This is a genomic window from Exiguobacterium sp. KJ 601 (assembly GCF_027161185.1).
GTDB lineage: Bacteria > Bacillota > Bacilli > Exiguobacteriales > Exiguobacteriaceae > Exiguobacterium > Exiguobacterium profundum.
The window spans coordinates 197,602-214,285 of record NZ_JADHZG010000002.1 but is presented as its reverse complement, the minus strand read 5'-3'; the positions used below and the strand labels follow the sequence as shown (position 1 = coordinate 214,285).

Genomic DNA, 16,684 nt, shown 5'->3' with positions numbered 1-16,684 from the left:
TCTGGTAATGATAATTACTCTCAGTACCTATCATCACTGATAATCATTCTCACGTCAAGACTTTTCTGCAATCGCTATCATATTACATGTGCAATTCGTGACAGTTTTGAGGACATCATTTCTTGACTTCAAAAGAATGGAGACGATATAGTAAAATCAAACAAACCGTCTGGTCGGTACAGAAAGAGGTGGAGATATGTCAAACCGATCGAACGTTACAAAGCAAAAGCTGTTGGATGCGGCAACCGACATCATCATGAACCACGGCGTGCATCAACTTACCCTAGATGAAGTCGCCAAGACTGCGGGTGTATCTAAAGGGGGACTTCTTTATCATTATCCTTCAAAAGAAGCGTTGATGACGGCGATGGTCGAACGATTACAACAAGAACAAAACGAGTTATATGCTTCATTGCAAGATGAAGGCCATGGACCTGTCGAGGCATTCGTTCGTCTATTTGATGAAACGAAGTTGCATCCTGAGCGTGCTGCCATCCAAATCGACGTCGAGAAGATGATTGCATTTCTCACGTTGTTCGAAGTCGACCAAGAGTACGCCAATCGTTGGAAACATGATTTGGATACGTTCTTCGTACAGTTCCAACAAACGGCTGATCCGGTGGAAACGATGATCATTCGTTATGCACTCGAAGGTATGATGATGTCCGAACACTTCGGTGTCGGTGTTCCCCCTGCCGAACTCAAACAAGCGATTATCGCACGCTTGATTGAACGAGCCCACGACATCGATCGTGAGTCATAAAACAACATAATAATAGAGGAGATTAAAAACCCATGCAGAAAATCACGTCCTTCTCCGTCAACAACAAGTTTGCGGTTTGGTTGATGACGATCATCTTGACGGCCGCCGGTCTTTTCGCCGGTCTGACGATGAAGCTCGAGACGTTACCGGACATTACGACTCCGACCGTCTCGGTCACAACCATTTATCCAGGTGCATCCCCTGAGCAAGTGCTCGAAGAAGTCAGCACCGTGTTAGAAGATCGCCTTCAGAATTTAAATGGTGTGGAACAAGTTCGCTCTTCGTCATTCCAAAACGCTTCGAACATCCAAATCGATTATGATTTCAGTACCGATATGGATGAAGCGGAGCAACAAGTCAAAGATGCGTTAAGCAACGTCGAATTGCCGGAGTCGGCACAAGACCCTCAAGTGTCGCGTCTCAGTTTCGACGCTTTCCCGGTAATCGGGGCTGCCATCTCGGATGAAAGCCTGGATTTGGCCGAATTGACAAAACTCGTCGAAGAAGAAGTACAGCCTGCTCTTGAAGGAGTGGAAGGTGCGCAAACCGTCCAAATTGCCGGGCAAGAGATTCGCCGCGTCGAGCTTCAATTCGACCAAGATGCGCTCGCAGAATACAATTTGACAGAAGACACGGTCAAACAATTGATTCAAGCAAATGACGCTCGGATCGCGCTCGGGTTATATGAATTAGGGGATACGGAGCAAGCGGTCGTCATCGACGGCAAGTCGGAGACACTCGAAGCGTTCCGCGATCTTCAAATCCCTTACTCACCAGCACAATCAACGCCGACGACACCGTCTGCCCCGACTGAATTGCCACCTGGTCAAACGCCAGACGTGCCAACAGAGGTCCCGACGGAAACACCATCGGCATTACCACCAAACGTTCCGACGACGGTTCCGACTGTCGCGTTGAGTGAACTTGCGACAATCGAGGACAAAGGAATCGAAGAATCGATTTCTCGCTCGAACGGTGAACGTTCAATTGGCGTACAAGTGACGAAGACACAAGATGCGAACACGGTCGATGTCGTCAACGCCGTCAAAGAAGTATTGAATGACTTCGAAGCTGAAAACGATACGGCGAATGTATCGATCACACTCGACCAAGGACAACCGATTGAAGAGTCGGTCGAAACCATGTTGTCTAAAGCATTACTTGGTGGGTTGTTCGCTATCCTCATCATCTTAGTGTTCTTACGTAACTTCCGATCGACGATCATCGCCGTCATCTCGATCCCGTTGTCGCTTCTCATGGCACTCATCGTCTTGAAGCAGTTGGATATCACGTTGAACATCATGACGCTCGGTGCGATGACCGTTGCGATTGGGCGCGTCGTCGATGACTCTATCGTCGTCATCGAGAACATTTACCGTCGACTCACGCGTTCGAACGAACCACTTCGCGGTAAAGAGTTGATTATCGCGGCAACAAAAGAAGTATTCATCCCGATCGCCTCGTCGACCATCGTCACGATTGCAGTATTCTTGCCCCTTGGATTTGTCACTGGTTTTGTCGGTGAACTGTTCTTGCCGTTCGCATTGACTGTCGTCTTCGCATTACTCGCTTCGTTACTCGTCGCGATCACGGTCGTACCAATGATGGCCGACTCGTTCTTTAAAAACCGCGACAAGTTGAAGCCAGAAGAAGGTCCAGGCAAGCTCGCGGAATGGTATCGTGGCGTCTTGAACTGGTCACTGAACCATAAACTCGTCGTGTTCGGTCTCGCGACTGCCCTATTGATTGGTAGCTTTGCCCTTGTCCCAGCGATTGGGGTCAACTTCTTGAATCAGGATTCGGAGAAGACGTTGTTCGTCACGTTCGACCCAGAACCTGGTCAAACACTTGAAGATTCGATTGCCGCAGCAGAAGTGGCAGAAGAATACTTCATGGAAGAACAACCGAACGCAACGGATGTTCAGTTCACGGTCGGTGGAGAGAACCCGCTGAACCCCGGAAACAACAAACAAGGAATCTTCATCGTTCAATATGATCCAGATACGGAAGACTTCGCGGATGTGAAGTTAGCTGATATCGAGAAATTGAACGAACTCACTTCGAACGGGGAATGGAAAGAACAAGACTTCTCAGGTGGCGGCGCAACGAGCGGTGTCACATACAACGTCTATGCCAACTCGCTTGAAGATCTAGAAGCCATCGTGCCGACTTTCATCGAAACGATTGAAGAGGAAACGGATTATGTCCGTCAAGCGACATCTGACTTACGTGAGTCCTATGTACAATACACGTTCAACGTCGACCAACAGGCCGCTGCAGAAGCCGGTGTGTCGGCAGGTCAAATCGCGCAAGTCATCAGTCAGTTCCAGACACCAGAAAGTCCACTTACAAGTGTCACAGTGGATGACAAACAGTTAGACGTCGTCATCCCGAACGAGCAAGTGACGTATGACAGTGTCGATGACCTGCAAGCACAAGAAATCACGACACCGTTCGGTCCACGCCCGATTTCAGACTTCATTGAGATCGAAGAAGGCACAACACCGGACACACTCGTCGAGCGCGACGGAAAACTGCTCGCACAAGTAAGCGTTGAACTCAGCACAGATAAAGCGACAGAAGCGTCTGCTGCGATTGAAGAACGCGTTTCAGAGATTGAGCTTCCGTCTGGCGTATCGTATGATGTCGGCGGTGTAACGGAACAGATTCAAGAATCGTTCACACAGCTCGGTCTTGCGATGCTCGCCGCGATTGCCATCGTATACTTGGTTCTCGTCATCACATTCGGTGGGGCACTCACGCCATTCGTCGTGTTGTTCTCACTTCCGTATGCGATTATCGGGGGACTCGTCGCCCTTCTCATCACGGGTGAAACGATTTCGGTTTCTGCCTTGATCGGGGCACTCATGTTGATCGGGATTGTCGTCACGAACGCCATCGTTTTGATTGACCGCGTCATTCATAAAGAAGAAGCTGGTTTATCAACACGTGAAGCGTTACTTGAGGCAGCGGGCACACGCCTTCGCCCAATTCTGATGACCGCACTCGCGACAATCGGTGCACTCGCACCACTCGCACTCGGTCTCGAGGGTGGCGCCCTCATCTCGAAAGGTCTCGGGGTCACCGTGATTGGCGGACTCACAAGTTCGACACTTCTCACGTTGCTCATCGTACCAATCGTCTATGAGTTCTTCGCACGATTCCGTAAGAAAAAACAAGCATAATCAAAAGAGAGTCGACTCATTCGAGTCGGCTCCCTTTTTTGCGTTCAATAACACTGCATAATGATTTCGGTTTCTCCAAACCGTTTGGCACGGAGAGCATCTTCCGGAATGAGAAAATAGAGAATACCTGCATCCCCGAACATGACGTCTAACTCTTCAGACGTGTCCATTTGAAACAATAGGAAAGGATGATCGAATCGTTCCCCATATGTTTCTTGTATCTCTTCAAAAACGTCACCTTGCACTTCACTCGGATGTCCACCGATTGCATGAAGTTCTTCTTGTTCGAATCGTTCGAGTAACCGATCGTACATCTCTTCGTCGAGCAGCTCATATAAACTGTATTCATTCTCTGCATAGCTTTCTTTAAAGGAAACGGCACGTTCATTTAATGCTTCCCCAACTCGCACTCGCTCAAGTTTCGATTCTTCAGTAAACAGAACACGCCAAAGATGACGTTCATCCACATCTCCCCAAGGTTGTTCTTCTAAATCATAGAAGAAAGACAACACCCCTTCTTTCGGGAGTGCATCTACGGATTCAAACTCAGCTAAATCACTTAAACGAAACTGAGCTAAAAACGTCATATTCTCTCCAGGATGCAAGTCTGCGTGTGGTAAGTCAGGATATCCGCCAAACTTAGAATGGCCAACCGCTACTTCTTCCCTTGTTGTCCGTGGCAAAGTTGTCAAATTGACCCGCTTTGTGAACGCATGTAAAATGTCTTCCCTGTTTTGTAATCCATGCTCTTGAATAAATTGCTCAATCGTTTTTAGTTCCATCTCGGCACCCCGCTTGTTTATGATAGATGTAGTATAGCATCCCGAACATATGTACCCCTTACCTTTTTTGTTATACCCTTTTCTTGACCTCTCTCGTTGAATTTGAGAAGATTCATACGTTTTGAATGACGTGAAAGGAAGTCATGTATATGAAATTATTAAAATGGATTATCGGGCTCTCACTCTTGTTTGGGTTGAGCACGCTCGGAAACTGGATGGTTGAGACGTTCTCGTGGAAAGTACCAGGCAGCGTCATCGGCATGGTGCTCTTGCTCGTCCTCTTGTTGACAAAAGTCATTCGCGTGGAATGGATTGAGGACAGTGCCGGATATTTAACGAAGCATCTCGCTTTCTTTTTCATCCCCATTGCCGTCGGCCTTATGGCGTACGGCACGTTGTTAAAAGCTGCCGGTATCCCGCTCCTTATCACGTTACTCGCCAGCATGGCGGTCGGGATGGTCGTGACGGCGTTTGTTTCCGGGAAAGACGGTGAGATATCATGACATACGTTTGGATTGGATTGACGATTCTCGTGTATTCGCTCAGTCGTCGACTTTCCATGAAGTGGGCATCTCCGTTCACCAATGTCGTCTTCTTAAGTACAGCGATTTTGATTCTTCTGTTACTCGTGACAGGACAGTCCTATGATGCGTATAAACCGGCTACCGATATCATCACCATCTTACTCGGACCAGCGACGGTCGCCCTCGGGTTACCGCTCTATCGCAACTTACCCGTGTTACTCGCTCGGGCAAAACGGGCCCTGAGTGCCATCGTACTTGGGTCACTCTCTACGATTTTTGTGGCTGTACTTTTCGGCAAGTTATTTTCTTTCACCGAAAACGTATTGATTGCACTATCGGTCAAATCGGCGACGTCCCCGATTGCCCTTGAATTGGCTCGACAACTAGAGGGGGATGCAACACTTGCGGCCTCGATCGCCGTTGCCTGCGGTATTTTAGGGGCGATGCTCGGACCGGTCTTATTGACGTGGATTCGTATGGACGACCCGTTCACGCGTGGACTCACACTCGGCACAATCAGTCACGGGATTGGGACCGCTCAGGCGGCAACGGAACATCCGTTGTCCGGTGCAACAGGTGGTGCCGCAATGGGATTGACCGCAATCTTCACCTCGTTTATCTTGCCGATTCTATATCCGTTTCTCTTTTGAACAGGTCGCGTCATCGATGGGCGCGACTTTTTTGTTTCGACTTCGATTGCGCGTGATAAACTAATGAAGATGAAACTTATTAGAGGAGGGCAATCCATGCAAGCAAAATTAATTGAACGCTTAATGACGTACGCGAAGATTGATACACAGTCAGATTTCACAAGTACGACAACACCATCGACGGCCAAACAATGGGATTTGATTCGCCATTTGGAGAAAGAATTGAAAGATCTCGGACTGACAGATGTCGAGACGGACGAATACGGGTATCTCTTCGCCACACTTCCGAGTAACGTCGATTATGACGTCCCGACAATCGGCTTCCTTGCCCACGTCGATACGGCGACCGACTTCACAGGAACGAACGTGTCCCCTCAACTCGTCGAGCATTATGAAGGTGGCGACATCGTCTTGAACGAGTCATTGAATGTCGTTTTATCACCAAAAGACTTCCCGGAACTGGACGGGTATGTCGGGCATACGCTCATGACAACGGACGGGACGACACTCCTCGGCGCGGATGATAAAGCAGGAATCGCTGAAATCGTCACAGCGATCGAACACTTATTGGCTCATCCTGAGATTCCACACGGGCCGGTCCGCATCGCCTTCACACCGGATGAAGAAATCGGACGTGGACCACATAAATTCGATGTCGCCCGATTCAATGCGGACTTCGCTTACACGATGGACGGCGGTCCACTTGGAGAGTTGCAGTATGAGAGTTTCAACGCAGCCGGTGCGACCGTCACCTTCCACGGGACGAACGTGCACCCAGGTAGCGCCAAGAACAAGATGGTCAACTCGATGAAGCTTGCGATGGCGTTCCAAAACCGTTTGCCTGCTGATGAGGCACCGGAACGTACGAGCAACTACGAAGGGTTCTTCCACTTGAACGGCTTCAATGGGGACGTCGAGAAGACGACGCTTCAATACATCATCCGCGATCACGACAAACAAAAGTTCGAAGCACGTAAAGCGTTGATGGAGAAACTTGTCCTCGAATGGAAACAAAAATACGGGGAAGAACGGATTGAACTCCAGATGGAAGATCAGTATTACAACATGGCCGAGAAAATCGAACCAGTGAAACACATCGTCGATACCGTCGCTGACGTCATGCGCGGCCTTGGCATCGAACCGAAGATTGAACCGATTCGTGGTGGGACAGACGGATCGCAACTTTCTTACATGGGCCTTCCGACGCCGAACATCTTCACAGGTGGCGAAAACTATCACGGGAAGTTTGAATACATCTCTGTGAACAACATGGAAAAAGCAACAACGGTTATCATCGAAACACTTCGCACATTCGCGAAGCGCGCACAAGCATAACACATGCGCCTCCAATCGTTCTCTTTTACACTAGAGACATTGGAGGCGATTTTTGATGAAGCATACATTTAGCATGAACCTCGGCTGGGATGGCGGACGAAACGACGTCGGCACCCTCGAGGCCGAGCGATTAAAGACACAGATTTCGATTCCACCCGAAATGGACGGTCCCGGAGTCGGCACGAATCCGGATGAGATGTTACTCGGGGCAGCGGCAACGTGTTATATCATCACACTCGCAGCCGTACTCGGGCGAAGTGATTTGACTCATCGTGGTATCACGATTGATGCAGAGGGCATCGTCGATGTGACAAACGGCATCTTCACTTACGAGACAATTCGCTATGCGACAACGATTCATGTACCTACAGAGATGACCGACCGAGACATCACGCTTGTCGAGCGCATCGCGAAAAAAGCGAAAGATCAATGTATGATTTCACGCGCACTCGCAGGAAATGTAGCATTTGAGTTGAATACCGTCATTTCACGTAAAAGTAGCAATGATTTTATTTGAAGAACCTTTGAAAAAAGCGATAATTGTAAACAGACGTAATCGCTTTGTCATGGACGTACTCGTTGATGATTTGCTCGCGCCTTGCCATTGTCCAGTAACAGGAAGGATTGGAGATATTATATTTGAAAACACCCCCTGCCTAGTCTCAGAAACCTATGACTCGAATCGTAAAACTCGCTTTACAGTCGAAGCCATTTCAGTCGATGGTGAACAATGGATTGGAATCAATCAAGGTCGTGTCAACGACTATGTTGAAGCTTTCTTACTCGAGAACCAGCTTGATGCTTTCTCAACCCCGAGGGGAATCAAACGTGAAATAGTAACTGACGGTGCACGAATCGATTTTCAGATTGATGGAATCTTCATGGAAGTGAAGGCTCCGCTCAGCGAACTACTCACTATTCCTCTCCCACACTTTAAACGTAGACGATTGAAACGACCCATCGAAACAGAACGTTTGATTCGTCATCTCTACGCTCTGATTTCCACTCTACCCCAAACCGGAAGAGCAGTCCTCTTATATGTTTTTTTATATGACGCACCAATTTATACCGGTAATCCCAACCGAAAACAAGACCATCTAATTCGTCAATTGATTAACGATGCGATACCTTCCGGATTAGAAATATGGCAACTGAACTGCACTATTTCCCCTGAAGGAATTCGTTTACTTCGTTGCTTTGACACAACGTCTCACTTCAAGTAACCAAATGTATTAAGTGAGACGTTATGTTTTTACTAAACATATGATATGTTGGGAATTACCGAATAGAGTCATTTTTCACTTCCACTCTTTACGCGACTGCGCGTTTTTCAAAAACGTGATACAATACACGTCGTAAACTAATCAGAAAAACGAGGGATACCATACATGATTACAGTAAATAACGTCAGCCTACAATTTGGCGGTCGCAAGTTGTTTGAAGAGGTGAACATCAAGTTCACGCCAGGCAACTGTTACGGATTGATCGGTGCGAACGGTGCCGGAAAATCGACATTCTTAAAGATTTTATCAGGTGAACAAGATACGACGACGGGTGATGTCAGCATCACACCGGGCGAACGTCTCGCCGTCCTCAAACAGGACCACTACGCGTATGAGGACAGTGCAGTTCTCGAGACCGTCATCATGGGTCACGAGCGTCTCTACAAAGTAATGAAAGAAAAAGACGCCATCTACATGAAAGAAGACTTCTCAGATGAAGACGGGATGCGCGCAGCTGAACTCGAAGGAGAATTCGCTGAGTTGAACGGTTGGGAAGCAGAGTCGGAAGCCTCGATGGTCCTCCAAGGTCTTGGTATCTCTGAAGCGCTCCACCAGAAACAAATGAGCGAACTCACAGGTGGGGAGAAAGTCAAAGTCCTTCTTGCCCAAGCGCTCTTCGGTAAGCCAGATATCCTCCTCTTAGACGAGCCGACCAACGGACTTGACCTAAAAGCGATTCAATGGTTAGAAGAATTCTTGATCAACTTTGAAAACACAGTCATCGTCGTTTCCCACGACCGTCACTTCTTGAACAAAGTCTGTACGCACATGGCCGACCTCGACTTTGGAAAAATCCAATTGTATGTCGGGAACTACGACTTCTGGTATGAGTCTAGCCAACTCGCTACACGTATGGCGGCAGACCAGAACAAGAAGAAAGAAGAGAAAATCAAAGAGCTTCAAAACTTCATCGCACGTTTCAGCTCGAACGCATCGAAAGCACGTCAAGCGACGTCTCGTAAGAAGTTGCTCGATAAGATCACACTTGATGACATCCGTCCGTCGTCACGTCGTTATCCGTTCGTCGGATTCACGATGGAGCGCGAGATCGGAAACGATGTTCTCTATGTCGATAACGTATCGAAGACAATCGATGGTGTAAAAGTACTCGACAACGTCACGTTCTCACTCAACAAGACGGACAAAGTCGCATTCGTCGGTCGTTCGGACGTTGCCATCACGACACTCTTCAAAATTCTCATGGGTGAGATGGAGCCAGACACAGGGTCAGTCAAATGGGGCGTCACGACAACTCAGTCATACTTCCCGAAAGACAATTCGGAGTACTTCGAGGGCTCAGAAAAGAGCATCCTCGACTGGTTGCGCCAGTTCTCACCTGCCGATGAGTCAGACACGTTCCTTCGTGGATTCCTTGGCCGCATGCTCTTCTCAGGTGAAGAAGTCATGAAGAAGGCATCTGTCCTCTCAGGAGGAGAAAAAGTACGCTGCATGCTCTCGAAGATGATGCTCTCGAACTCGAACGTACTCGTCCTTGACGATCCGACGAACCACTTGGATCTCGAATCGATCACAGCACTCAACAACGGTCTCGAGTCGTTCAAAGGCGTGCTTCTCTTCAGCTCACATGACCATCAGCTCATCTCGACGATCGCGACACGCATCATCGAAGTGACTCCGAATGGCATCGTGGACAAAGAAGCAACATACGATGAGTACTTGGAGAACGAAGCGCTTCAACAACAAGTTGAATCCCTTTACCAAAATGCATAATAAAAAATCGGCTCAACGTGAGCCGATTTTTTATTTAACGTTTACCGTCTCCATGACGTGCTCATGAATATCATGACCTTTCGTGACATGGACTTGAACGTTGTATGCGCCTGATTCAGCAAAGGTGTGTGCACCTTTATACATCCCAGTATCTGCTTCCTCTAACTTCACCCAATCATGCTTCTCTGCCCCGTCTTGGAAGATTTCGAGTTGTACTTCCGCCCCTGCGAGCATCTCGTCTTCAATCATGACGTGTACCATGAATGGTTGTTCTTCCCCTGCTGTCGCCTCTTTCGGGTCAAGCGTGATATCCGCTCCAGCGTGGTGATGATGCTCACTCTCTTCTTCTGCTTCAGCAGCCGTTTCTGGATGTCCAACCGTCACGTTTGTCGTCGGCATGGTGTGCATCGAACGCGCTGTCACGTGAACCTGAACCGTATAGACCGCTTCTTCCGCGAACGTCGTCTCCGCTTCATAGATACCGTCTTTCGTGAGTGACGCCTTGATCATCTCACTTTCTTCCTTCGCACCATTCTTCCATACCTCGAACTTGATTTCATCCGCATCGTCTACAGGTTGACCATCTTGCGTGACTGTTACTGATAAAGGTACCGCCTCTCCCTTTTCAGCCGTTGCCTCTACCGTCAACTCTGCCTCGACCGGTTCCATTGACTGTGGAACAGCCGCGCTCTCCGCTTCTTTCTCCGTACCACACGCACCGAGTACGAATAACCCGATGAGTCCAAACACGACCCCAAACCGTGTCATCATCTTTTTCATCATAAGTCCTCCTTATAAATCGCTTACATCTTTCACACATTGTTCATGATACCATCTCTTTCCAAAAAGAGTGTGAGCATTCTGTGATATATACCACGATACATTCTCACAAATTTCACACATATAGTTGAATCAAAATTTATTGAGTACATTTCCGAATTTTAGTCCATCATTTCTAAAAAGGGGTATATAAAATATATCAAGGTCAATCATTTGGAAAGTCTTAACATCAAGAGAGTTACATCATGAATGGAGGCGAATTCAGATGAAACGTAAGGGCATTCGTGGGGCGATGGCACTGTTCATCTTATTGGCGATGGTGATCACACAATCGATTTCCGTCAGTGCCGCCGCTTCAAAATTTGTCACGAGCGTGAACACGACGAGCAAGGTCGTCGCATTGACGTTCGATGACGGGGCAGACGGGGCGAACACGAACAAGATTTTAGACATTTTAGCAAAAAACAATGTCAAAGCCACTTTCTTTTTAACGGGGTCGGGCGCAAATAACCATCCACAGTACATTAAAAATATCGCCGCAAAAGGACATCAACTCGGAAATCACTCGTATACACACCCTGACTTCACCAAACTGACTGCCACGCAGATGAAATCCGAACTCGACCGCACGGAAGCTTTGACTAAATCGTTGACCGGAAAAACGACAAAACCGATTTTCAGAGCCCCTTTTGGTGCAGTGAATAGTACCGTATTGAGCGGTGTCGGGGCTGCAGGATACGGATACACGATTCAATGGAACATTGATACGATTGACTGGAAAGGGTTGACCGCGAGCCAAATCAACACGAAAGTTCAGACTAACATCAAACCGGGTTCAATCGTCTTGATGCATACCGGAGCCGGGGCCCCGGGTACACCGCTCGCACTCCCAACGATGATTTCACAACTCAAAGCAAAAGGGTACAAATTTGTCACGGTCTCGCAATTACTGGCCTATCAAAACACATCGACGAACAAAACGTATACCGTGAAGTCAGGTGATACGTTGTACAGTATCGCACGGACATACGGTGTCACCGTGTCGGCGCTTGCGGCTGCCAACAACATCACGAACTACAGCTTAATCTATGTCGGACAAGTGCTCATCATCCCAGGGACGACCGTCACACCACCCCCTTCGACGACTGTGAAATACACTGTGAAATCGGGCGACACACTCTACAAGATTGCGACGATGTACAACACGACCGTCGCGAAGATCGCAGCCGCCAATAACATCACAAACGTCAACTCCATTTACGTCGGACAAGTACTCATCATTCCAACCACGACCGTCACACCTCCTACGACGACCGTGAAATATACGGTGAAATCGGGCGACACACTCTACAAGATTGCAACGATGTACAACACGACTGTCGCGAAGATCGCAGCGGCCAATAACATCACAAACGTCAACTCCATCTACGTCGGACAAGTGTTGACCATTCCAAAATGAGTGCACTGTGAATCTTTTCCTATTTCTGTGACGTATCGTATACAAACAGGAAAAGAGGAATTGCTATGACTCGAACCGTAATCCGTGTCAGTACTACCGCATTCATCGGACTTTTGGTTTCAATTGCCACATTCTCGATTTTGATTTGGCTCGGTTATGAACAAGCACTCACATCCGGTGAGCCGATCCAATTCTTAATGAGTGCACTGTGAATCTTTTCCTATTTCTGTGACGTATCGTATACAAACAGGAAAAGAGGAATTGCTATGACTCGAACCGTAATCCGTGTCAGTACTACCGCATTCATCGGACTTTTGGTTTCAATTGCCACATTCTCGATTTTGATTTGGCTCGGTTATGAACAAGCACTCACATCCGGTGAGCCGATCCAATTCTTAACACGTGAGATTTATCAATTCGAGAACGGAATCGGGGTCGCCAACCAGAATCAAATGGCCATTCTCGGTGCCGGATTCATGGGCCTTGCCGTTCTCATTGGAGAGATCGGGATACGTCTTAAACGAAAGTAACCGCTGCATACGCAACGGTTACTTTTTTAATGCTGATGTTCACCACCATGGTCGTGTGAGTGAACGATTGGTTGCTGCAATTGGTCGATTTGGTCTTGCGGTACATCACCGACAATCATCCATGCGGACGGCGTATAGACCTTCTGCCCTTCATGGACCATGCCGTTCACTTGGTAGATTCCCTGATCGAGTTTCACGCTCGTCACGAGATAGCCATCCTTTTCTGTCACTTCATACGTCCGGGTCTCTTCCGAATCGTAAGGCGTGACTTGAATATGGCTTTCCGTCACACGTTCATCATTCGATACTTTCATCGCAAGCGTCGTCGAGCCAACTTCTATACGTTCAGGTACGATCAGTTGAATCCCAATCGGATCAATGGTGCGTTCTACTGGTTGAAGTTGACACGCGCTTAACCAAATTGTCGCTAGGATGACAGGAATGACTGCTTTAAATCGTTTCATGCTGCCACCTTCGCTTTCAACTTCCGGCGACCAATCAACCAATCAAATAGGAGAACGACAAGAATACTGATTCCTGCGAGCGGTAATGTCACACCTAGAAGTAAAATCAAGATACCGACGATTCGTTTAATGCGTTCGTCCTCAAACCGCTTCATCTGTTCAATGGATCCGACTTTTCGTTTGCGCCACATCATGAACGAGCTGATGACCACGAAAATGAGACCTAGACAAAGCGCGACACCGACCAATTGATTGAGTAAACCGAACAGGCGACCTTCATGGAACGCGATTCCAACCGTAATCAGTTTTCCGAGAATCCCGTAATCTGCGTATGTCACAGAGCTGAGTGTTTCACCACTATATTGATCTAAGTTCACCGTCGATTCTTTAAATGGATGACCTGCTGCCGATGTGACAGTATAGACGCCTGTTTCGCCTTCCGGAAGCGAGATTGTGTACGGTCGATCAATCGTGGACTTGTTCACCACCTGATTTAAATCAATCGGCAACAGCGTACTTGGAGAAGACGTTGGAACGAGATCTGCTTGGGTCGCCCAAGGTACGTCTTCTGCCACCTCTTTTGTCGTCACGGTCGATTCCGGCTTGGCGCCAAACGCATAGGCATACATCGGTGCTCCCGTGTTTGTCGACGAGGAAACCCACTGCAACATCGCACCCGAAACGGATGACCAAGCCAACCCTGAACTGATAATGAGCACGAGGCCTAGCGATGACCACAAAGCGACGCTACCGTGCATCTGCTTCCACCACTGTCGTCCTTTCCCAAGCTTCGGCATAAGCATCCGAAGCGGATTCTTACCACGCGGCCAAAACAAGAATGTCCCCGTAATAAGAAGAATGATTGCCCAGGACGCCGCGAGTTCGACGACCCAGTTCCCGATTTGACCACCTAATAGTGTGCCATGAATCACAACTAATAAATCCATGCTACCTTCAGCAGACCGCGTTCCTAAAACTTCTGTAGTTTCCGGATGAATATATGTATACATCATCTCGTCTTTGTTCATCCAACCGATTCGAGTCGATTCGCCTTCATCCGGCAAACGAATCGATGTGATCATCGCATCCGGATATTCCGTCATGAATGATTCTTTTTGGACTTCAATCGGCTGTTCTTCCGTGAAAGTTGCCGTCATCATGTCTTTGTATTGCATCTTCGTTATTTGCGGTTCAAATAAATAAATGCTTCCTGTCACAGCCAGGATAATAAAAATTGGTGCAAATATGAGACCTGCATAAAAGTGCCAACGCCATACCGCTTGATACCAAGCGTTGCGTTTATTCAATCGTTCCCCTTGCATGATGCTTCCCCCTTTATCATTGTGTCCAACTTGTGAACAGATTGAGTATACAAGGAATGGAAACGGTTTATTCTTACTATTTGTGACAACTATTCGTCGAATTGGAGAAGTGAAAATGAACTTTGGTTCATCTTTTTATCACATATTCATCAATCTATCTCACATACTTTCACATAAAGAAAGAGACACCAACAAGTTGGCGTCTCCAAAATATGATCAATTTGTGAACTGCTCTGCTTCTGTCGACCCAGCCAGTGCAGTCGTTGATGATTGCCCACCTGAGATGACGAGCGAGACTTCATCGAAGTAACCCGTTCCGACTTCACGTTGGTGACGTGTCGCAGAAATTGTTGTATCATTTTGTATTTTTTAGGGAGAAACAAGCTCTATGATGCGATGAATTACGTACCAAGACATTCATCGACCATCGCGACCGCGACATGCGCATCGTCAACGCCATGGACGAGAACCCTTCCGTCTTTGAACAAGAGCATCCGGTGATTCCGCCATCGCCATTCCAACGTGAACGGTGTCTGCTTCACGGCGATGTCCGCCCGTTCGAGTTGATGCGCGATTGGTTCCAGACCCTCGATGGACCGACGGACTTGGACGACATCGCGCCCACATAGGATCGCTGTCTGTTGTCGATTCGAAACGAGACTCGGATAGTCATGGGTTTGACAAGACGGGCAAGACACGTCGACGAGCCGTGCGACATCGAGTCGCTGCGACTGGTTTTCCCACATGTCTTCAATCAAGAGCCGACGTTCCATCTTTTCAGGACGCCCCGTCAAATATTTCAATGCCTCGACGGCTTGACGGCTCGCCACATGTTGCACGATTGGAGCCACCACCCCCGCTGTCGCGCAAGTCTGACCGGCTAGCGGCAAATGACGCATGAGACAACGAAGACACGGCGCTTCTTCCGGCATCACCGTGTAGTTCATGCCGTATGCCCCGACACAAGAGGCAAACAAGAACGGAATGCCGCGCTCGAGTGCGAAATCGTTCAATAGAAGACGTGTCTCGACGTTATCGGTCGCGTCCAAGACGAGATCAACGGGCGGCAAAGGCCGAAGCCAATCCCACGATACGTCGGCGATTTGCGCGTCCAACTCAACGTCTGAGTTGATGGTCCGCAGGCGTTCGAGCGCCGCGACCGCTTTCGGCGTCTCGGCACGTGCGTCCTGTTCCGTATAGAGCGTCTGTCGTTGTAAGTTCGTCACCTCTACATAGTCGCGGTCGACGAGGATAAGTGAGACGCCGGCCCGAACAAGTTGATCGCTCACGGCCGCTCCGAGCGCACCGAGACCGACGACGAGCACTCGTTTCACCATCAGACGTTCTTGCCCGTCCCCACCGATACCGTGGAACCGGGCCTGCCGCGCGTAACGTTCCGGAACATGTGTCATCGGACGTAGTCCCCTGACTTCCCGCCTTGTTTCTCAAGCAAGTATGTCGGCCCGATGACGATGCCTTTATCGACCGCTTTCGTCATATCGTATACGGTCAACGCTGCGACCGATGCGGCCGTCAACGCTTCCATCTCAACACCGGTATCACCTTTCGTCTTCACGAACGACTCGATGATGAGCTGTGTCTCATCCCATTCGAATGTTAAATCGACTTTTTTCAAGGCGAGCGGGTGACACATCGGGATGATGCGGCTCGTCTCTTTGGCGGCCATAATCCCGGCCACTTGGGCGACAGCAAGCACGTCGCCTTTCGCAAGGTCACCATCCGTGATGAGCTGTTTCAGTTCACTGCTCAATTCAACTGATGTGCGGGCCCGAGCTGTCCGTGTCGTTTCCGGTTTATCCGAGACATCGACCATCCGCGCCCGCCCTTGGTCGTTCATGTGTGTCAGTTCCATCGT

Annotated in this window: 17 protein-coding genes; 11 read left to right on the top strand and 6 right to left on the bottom strand. The window is 48.6% G+C overall.

Annotation, left to right across the window (positions count from 1 at the left end; translation table 11 throughout):
- The first annotated feature begins 196 nt into the window (after positions 1 to 196).
- Both IRJ25_RS11475 and IRJ25_RS11470 read left to right on the top strand, forming a co-directional pair.
- Entirely contained in the window at positions 197 to 763 is a 567-nt protein-coding gene (locus tag IRJ25_RS11475; RefSeq protein WP_214784322.1) for a TetR/AcrR family transcriptional regulator, read from the top strand.
- Between the two features lie 32 nt (positions 764 to 795).
- On the top strand, positions 796 to 3,948 hold the full coding sequence (locus tag IRJ25_RS11470; protein WP_269318321.1) for an efflux RND transporter permease subunit: 3,153 nt from the start codon (positions 796 to 798) through the stop codon (positions 3,946 to 3,948).
- A 44-nt stretch (positions 3,949 to 3,992) separates the two neighbouring features.
- On the opposite strand, the gene IRJ25_RS11465 is transcribed toward IRJ25_RS11470, so the two are convergent.
- Positions 3,993 to 4,730: a YwqG family protein gene (locus tag IRJ25_RS11465; RefSeq protein ID WP_078146077.1), complete on the bottom strand. Its 738-nt coding sequence runs from the start codon at positions 4,728 to 4,730 to the stop codon at positions 3,993 to 3,995.
- A 149-nt stretch (positions 4,731 to 4,879) separates the two neighbouring features.
- Here IRJ25_RS11465 and IRJ25_RS11460 point away from each other — a divergent pair, with 149 nt between their 5' ends.
- The 6 genes from IRJ25_RS11460 (at position 4,880) to IRJ25_RS11435 (ending at position 10,253) form a co-directional block, all read left to right on the top strand.
- Positions 4,880 to 5,233: a CidA/LrgA family protein gene (locus tag IRJ25_RS11460; protein ID WP_264093113.1), complete on the top strand. Its 354-nt coding sequence runs from the start codon at positions 4,880 to 4,882 to the stop codon at positions 5,231 to 5,233.
- Positions 5,230 to 5,904, top strand: coding sequence for an LrgB family protein (locus IRJ25_RS11455; RefSeq protein WP_047795813.1), 675 nt, complete (start codon positions 5,230 to 5,232; stop codon positions 5,902 to 5,904). Before IRJ25_RS11460 ends, IRJ25_RS11455 begins: the two co-directional genes overlap by 4 nt.
- A gap of 96 nt (positions 5,905 to 6,000) precedes the next feature.
- Positions 6,001 to 7,239: a peptidase T gene (pepT, locus tag IRJ25_RS11450; RefSeq protein WP_214784337.1), complete on the top strand. Its 1,239-nt coding sequence runs from the start codon at positions 6,001 to 6,003 to the stop codon at positions 7,237 to 7,239.
- Between the two features lie 52 nt (positions 7,240 to 7,291).
- The gene (locus IRJ25_RS11445; protein ID WP_047795811.1) at positions 7,292 to 7,756 is read left to right on the top strand and encodes an SACOL1771 family peroxiredoxin; all 465 of its coding nucleotides are present in this window, start codon (positions 7,292 to 7,294) and stop codon (positions 7,754 to 7,756) included.
- Positions 7,743 to 8,462 (top strand): DNA/RNA nuclease SfsA, encoded by a 720-nt coding sequence (locus IRJ25_RS11440; RefSeq protein ID WP_211781926.1) that lies wholly within the window; start codon positions 7,743 to 7,745, stop codon positions 8,460 to 8,462. Before IRJ25_RS11445 ends, IRJ25_RS11440 begins: the two co-directional genes overlap by 14 nt.
- A 165-nt stretch (positions 8,463 to 8,627) precedes the next feature.
- Complete coding sequence (locus tag IRJ25_RS11435) at positions 8,628 to 10,253, top strand: ABC-F family ATP-binding cassette domain-containing protein (protein ID WP_015880408.1); 1,626 nt, start codon at positions 8,628 to 8,630, stop codon at positions 10,251 to 10,253.
- Between the two features lie 30 nt (positions 10,254 to 10,283).
- Here the strand turns inward: IRJ25_RS11435 and IRJ25_RS11430 are convergent, their stop codons facing one another.
- Positions 10,284 to 11,033, bottom strand: coding sequence for a FixH family protein (locus IRJ25_RS11430; protein WP_269318320.1), 750 nt, complete (start codon positions 11,031 to 11,033; stop codon positions 10,284 to 10,286).
- Between the two features lie 265 nt (positions 11,034 to 11,298).
- Between IRJ25_RS11430 and IRJ25_RS11425 the strand changes: the two genes are divergently transcribed.
- The 3 genes from IRJ25_RS11425 (at position 11,299) to IRJ25_RS11415 (ending at position 13,022) form a co-directional block, all read left to right on the top strand.
- Entirely contained in the window at positions 11,299 to 12,492 is a 1,194-nt protein-coding gene (locus IRJ25_RS11425; protein ID WP_269318319.1) for a LysM peptidoglycan-binding domain-containing protein, read from the top strand.
- A 65-nt stretch (positions 12,493 to 12,557) separates the two neighbouring features.
- Positions 12,558 to 12,704: an LlsX family protein gene (locus IRJ25_RS11420; RefSeq protein ID WP_269318318.1), complete on the top strand. Its 147-nt coding sequence runs from the start codon at positions 12,558 to 12,560 to the stop codon at positions 12,702 to 12,704.
- A gap of 54 nt (positions 12,705 to 12,758) precedes the next feature.
- Positions 12,759 to 13,022, top strand: coding sequence for an LlsX family protein (locus tag IRJ25_RS11415; RefSeq protein ID WP_047795807.1), 264 nt, complete (start codon positions 12,759 to 12,761; stop codon positions 13,020 to 13,022).
- A gap of 26 nt (positions 13,023 to 13,048) precedes the next feature.
- On the opposite strand, the gene IRJ25_RS11410 is transcribed toward IRJ25_RS11415, so the two are convergent.
- The 4 genes from IRJ25_RS11410 to moaC form a co-directional block, all read right to left on the bottom strand.
- Complete coding sequence (locus IRJ25_RS11410) at positions 13,049 to 13,486, bottom strand: hypothetical protein (protein WP_159563288.1); 438 nt, start codon at positions 13,484 to 13,486, stop codon at positions 13,049 to 13,051.
- Complete coding sequence (locus tag IRJ25_RS11405) at positions 13,483 to 14,808, bottom strand: PepSY-associated TM helix domain-containing protein (protein WP_269318317.1); 1,326 nt, start codon at positions 14,806 to 14,808, stop codon at positions 13,483 to 13,485. The genes IRJ25_RS11410 and IRJ25_RS11405 overlap by 4 nt, the downstream gene beginning before the upstream one ends.
- Positions 14,809 to 15,209: 401 nt before the next feature.
- Positions 15,210 to 16,220 (bottom strand): ThiF family adenylyltransferase, encoded by a 1,011-nt coding sequence (locus tag IRJ25_RS11400; RefSeq protein ID WP_214691349.1) that lies wholly within the window; start codon positions 16,218 to 16,220, stop codon positions 15,210 to 15,212.
- Positions 16,217 to 16,681, bottom strand: a complete 465-nt coding sequence (gene moaC, locus IRJ25_RS11395; protein ID WP_015880401.1) for a cyclic pyranopterin monophosphate synthase MoaC — start codon at positions 16,679 to 16,681, stop codon at positions 16,217 to 16,219. Before moaC ends, IRJ25_RS11400 begins: the two co-directional genes overlap by 4 nt.
- Positions 16,682 to 16,684 lie beyond the last annotated feature (3 nt).

Excerpts from the sequence above, each read along its gene's own strand:
- IRJ25_RS11475 (WP_214784322.1), top strand. The coding sequence starts at position 197 with ATGTCAAACCGATCGAACGTTACAAAGCAAAAGCTGTTGGATGCGGCA.
- IRJ25_RS11470 (WP_269318321.1), top strand. The coding sequence starts at position 796 with ATGCAGAAAATCACGTCCTTCTCCGTCAACAACAAGTTTGCGGTTTGG.
- IRJ25_RS11465 (WP_078146077.1), bottom strand. The coding sequence starts at position 4,730 with ATGGAACTAAAAACGATTGAGCAATTTATTCAAGAGCATGGATTACAA.
- IRJ25_RS11460 (WP_264093113.1), top strand. The coding sequence starts at position 4,880 with ATGAAATTATTAAAATGGATTATCGGGCTCTCACTCTTGTTTGGGTTG.
- IRJ25_RS11455 (WP_047795813.1), top strand. The coding sequence starts at position 5,230 with ATGACATACGTTTGGATTGGATTGACGATTCTCGTGTATTCGCTCAGT.
- pepT (WP_214784337.1), top strand. The coding sequence starts at position 6,001 with ATGCAAGCAAAATTAATTGAACGCTTAATGACGTACGCGAAGATTGAT.
- IRJ25_RS11440 (WP_211781926.1), top strand. The coding sequence starts at position 7,743 with ATGATTTTATTTGAAGAACCTTTGAAAAAAGCGATAATTGTAAACAGA.
- IRJ25_RS11435 (WP_015880408.1), top strand. The coding sequence starts at position 8,628 with ATGATTACAGTAAATAACGTCAGCCTACAATTTGGCGGTCGCAAGTTG.
- IRJ25_RS11430 (WP_269318320.1), bottom strand. The coding sequence starts at position 11,033 with ATGAAAAAGATGATGACACGGTTTGGGGTCGTGTTTGGACTCATCGGG.
- IRJ25_RS11425 (WP_269318319.1), top strand. The coding sequence starts at position 11,299 with ATGAAACGTAAGGGCATTCGTGGGGCGATGGCACTGTTCATCTTATTG.
- IRJ25_RS11420 (WP_269318318.1), top strand. The coding sequence starts at position 12,558 with ATGACTCGAACCGTAATCCGTGTCAGTACTACCGCATTCATCGGACTT.
- IRJ25_RS11415 (WP_047795807.1), top strand. The coding sequence starts at position 12,759 with ATGACTCGAACCGTAATCCGTGTCAGTACTACCGCATTCATCGGACTT.
- IRJ25_RS11410 (WP_159563288.1), bottom strand. The coding sequence starts at position 13,486 with ATGAAACGATTTAAAGCAGTCATTCCTGTCATCCTAGCGACAATTTGG.
- IRJ25_RS11405 (WP_269318317.1), bottom strand. The coding sequence starts at position 14,808 with ATGCAAGGGGAACGATTGAATAAACGCAACGCTTGGTATCAAGCGGTA.
- IRJ25_RS11400 (WP_214691349.1), bottom strand. The coding sequence starts at position 16,220 with ATGACACATGTTCCGGAACGTTACGCGCGGCAGGCCCGGTTCCACGGT.
- moaC (WP_015880401.1), bottom strand. The coding sequence starts at position 16,681 with ATGGAACTGACACACATGAACGACCAAGGGCGGGCGCGGATGGTCGAT.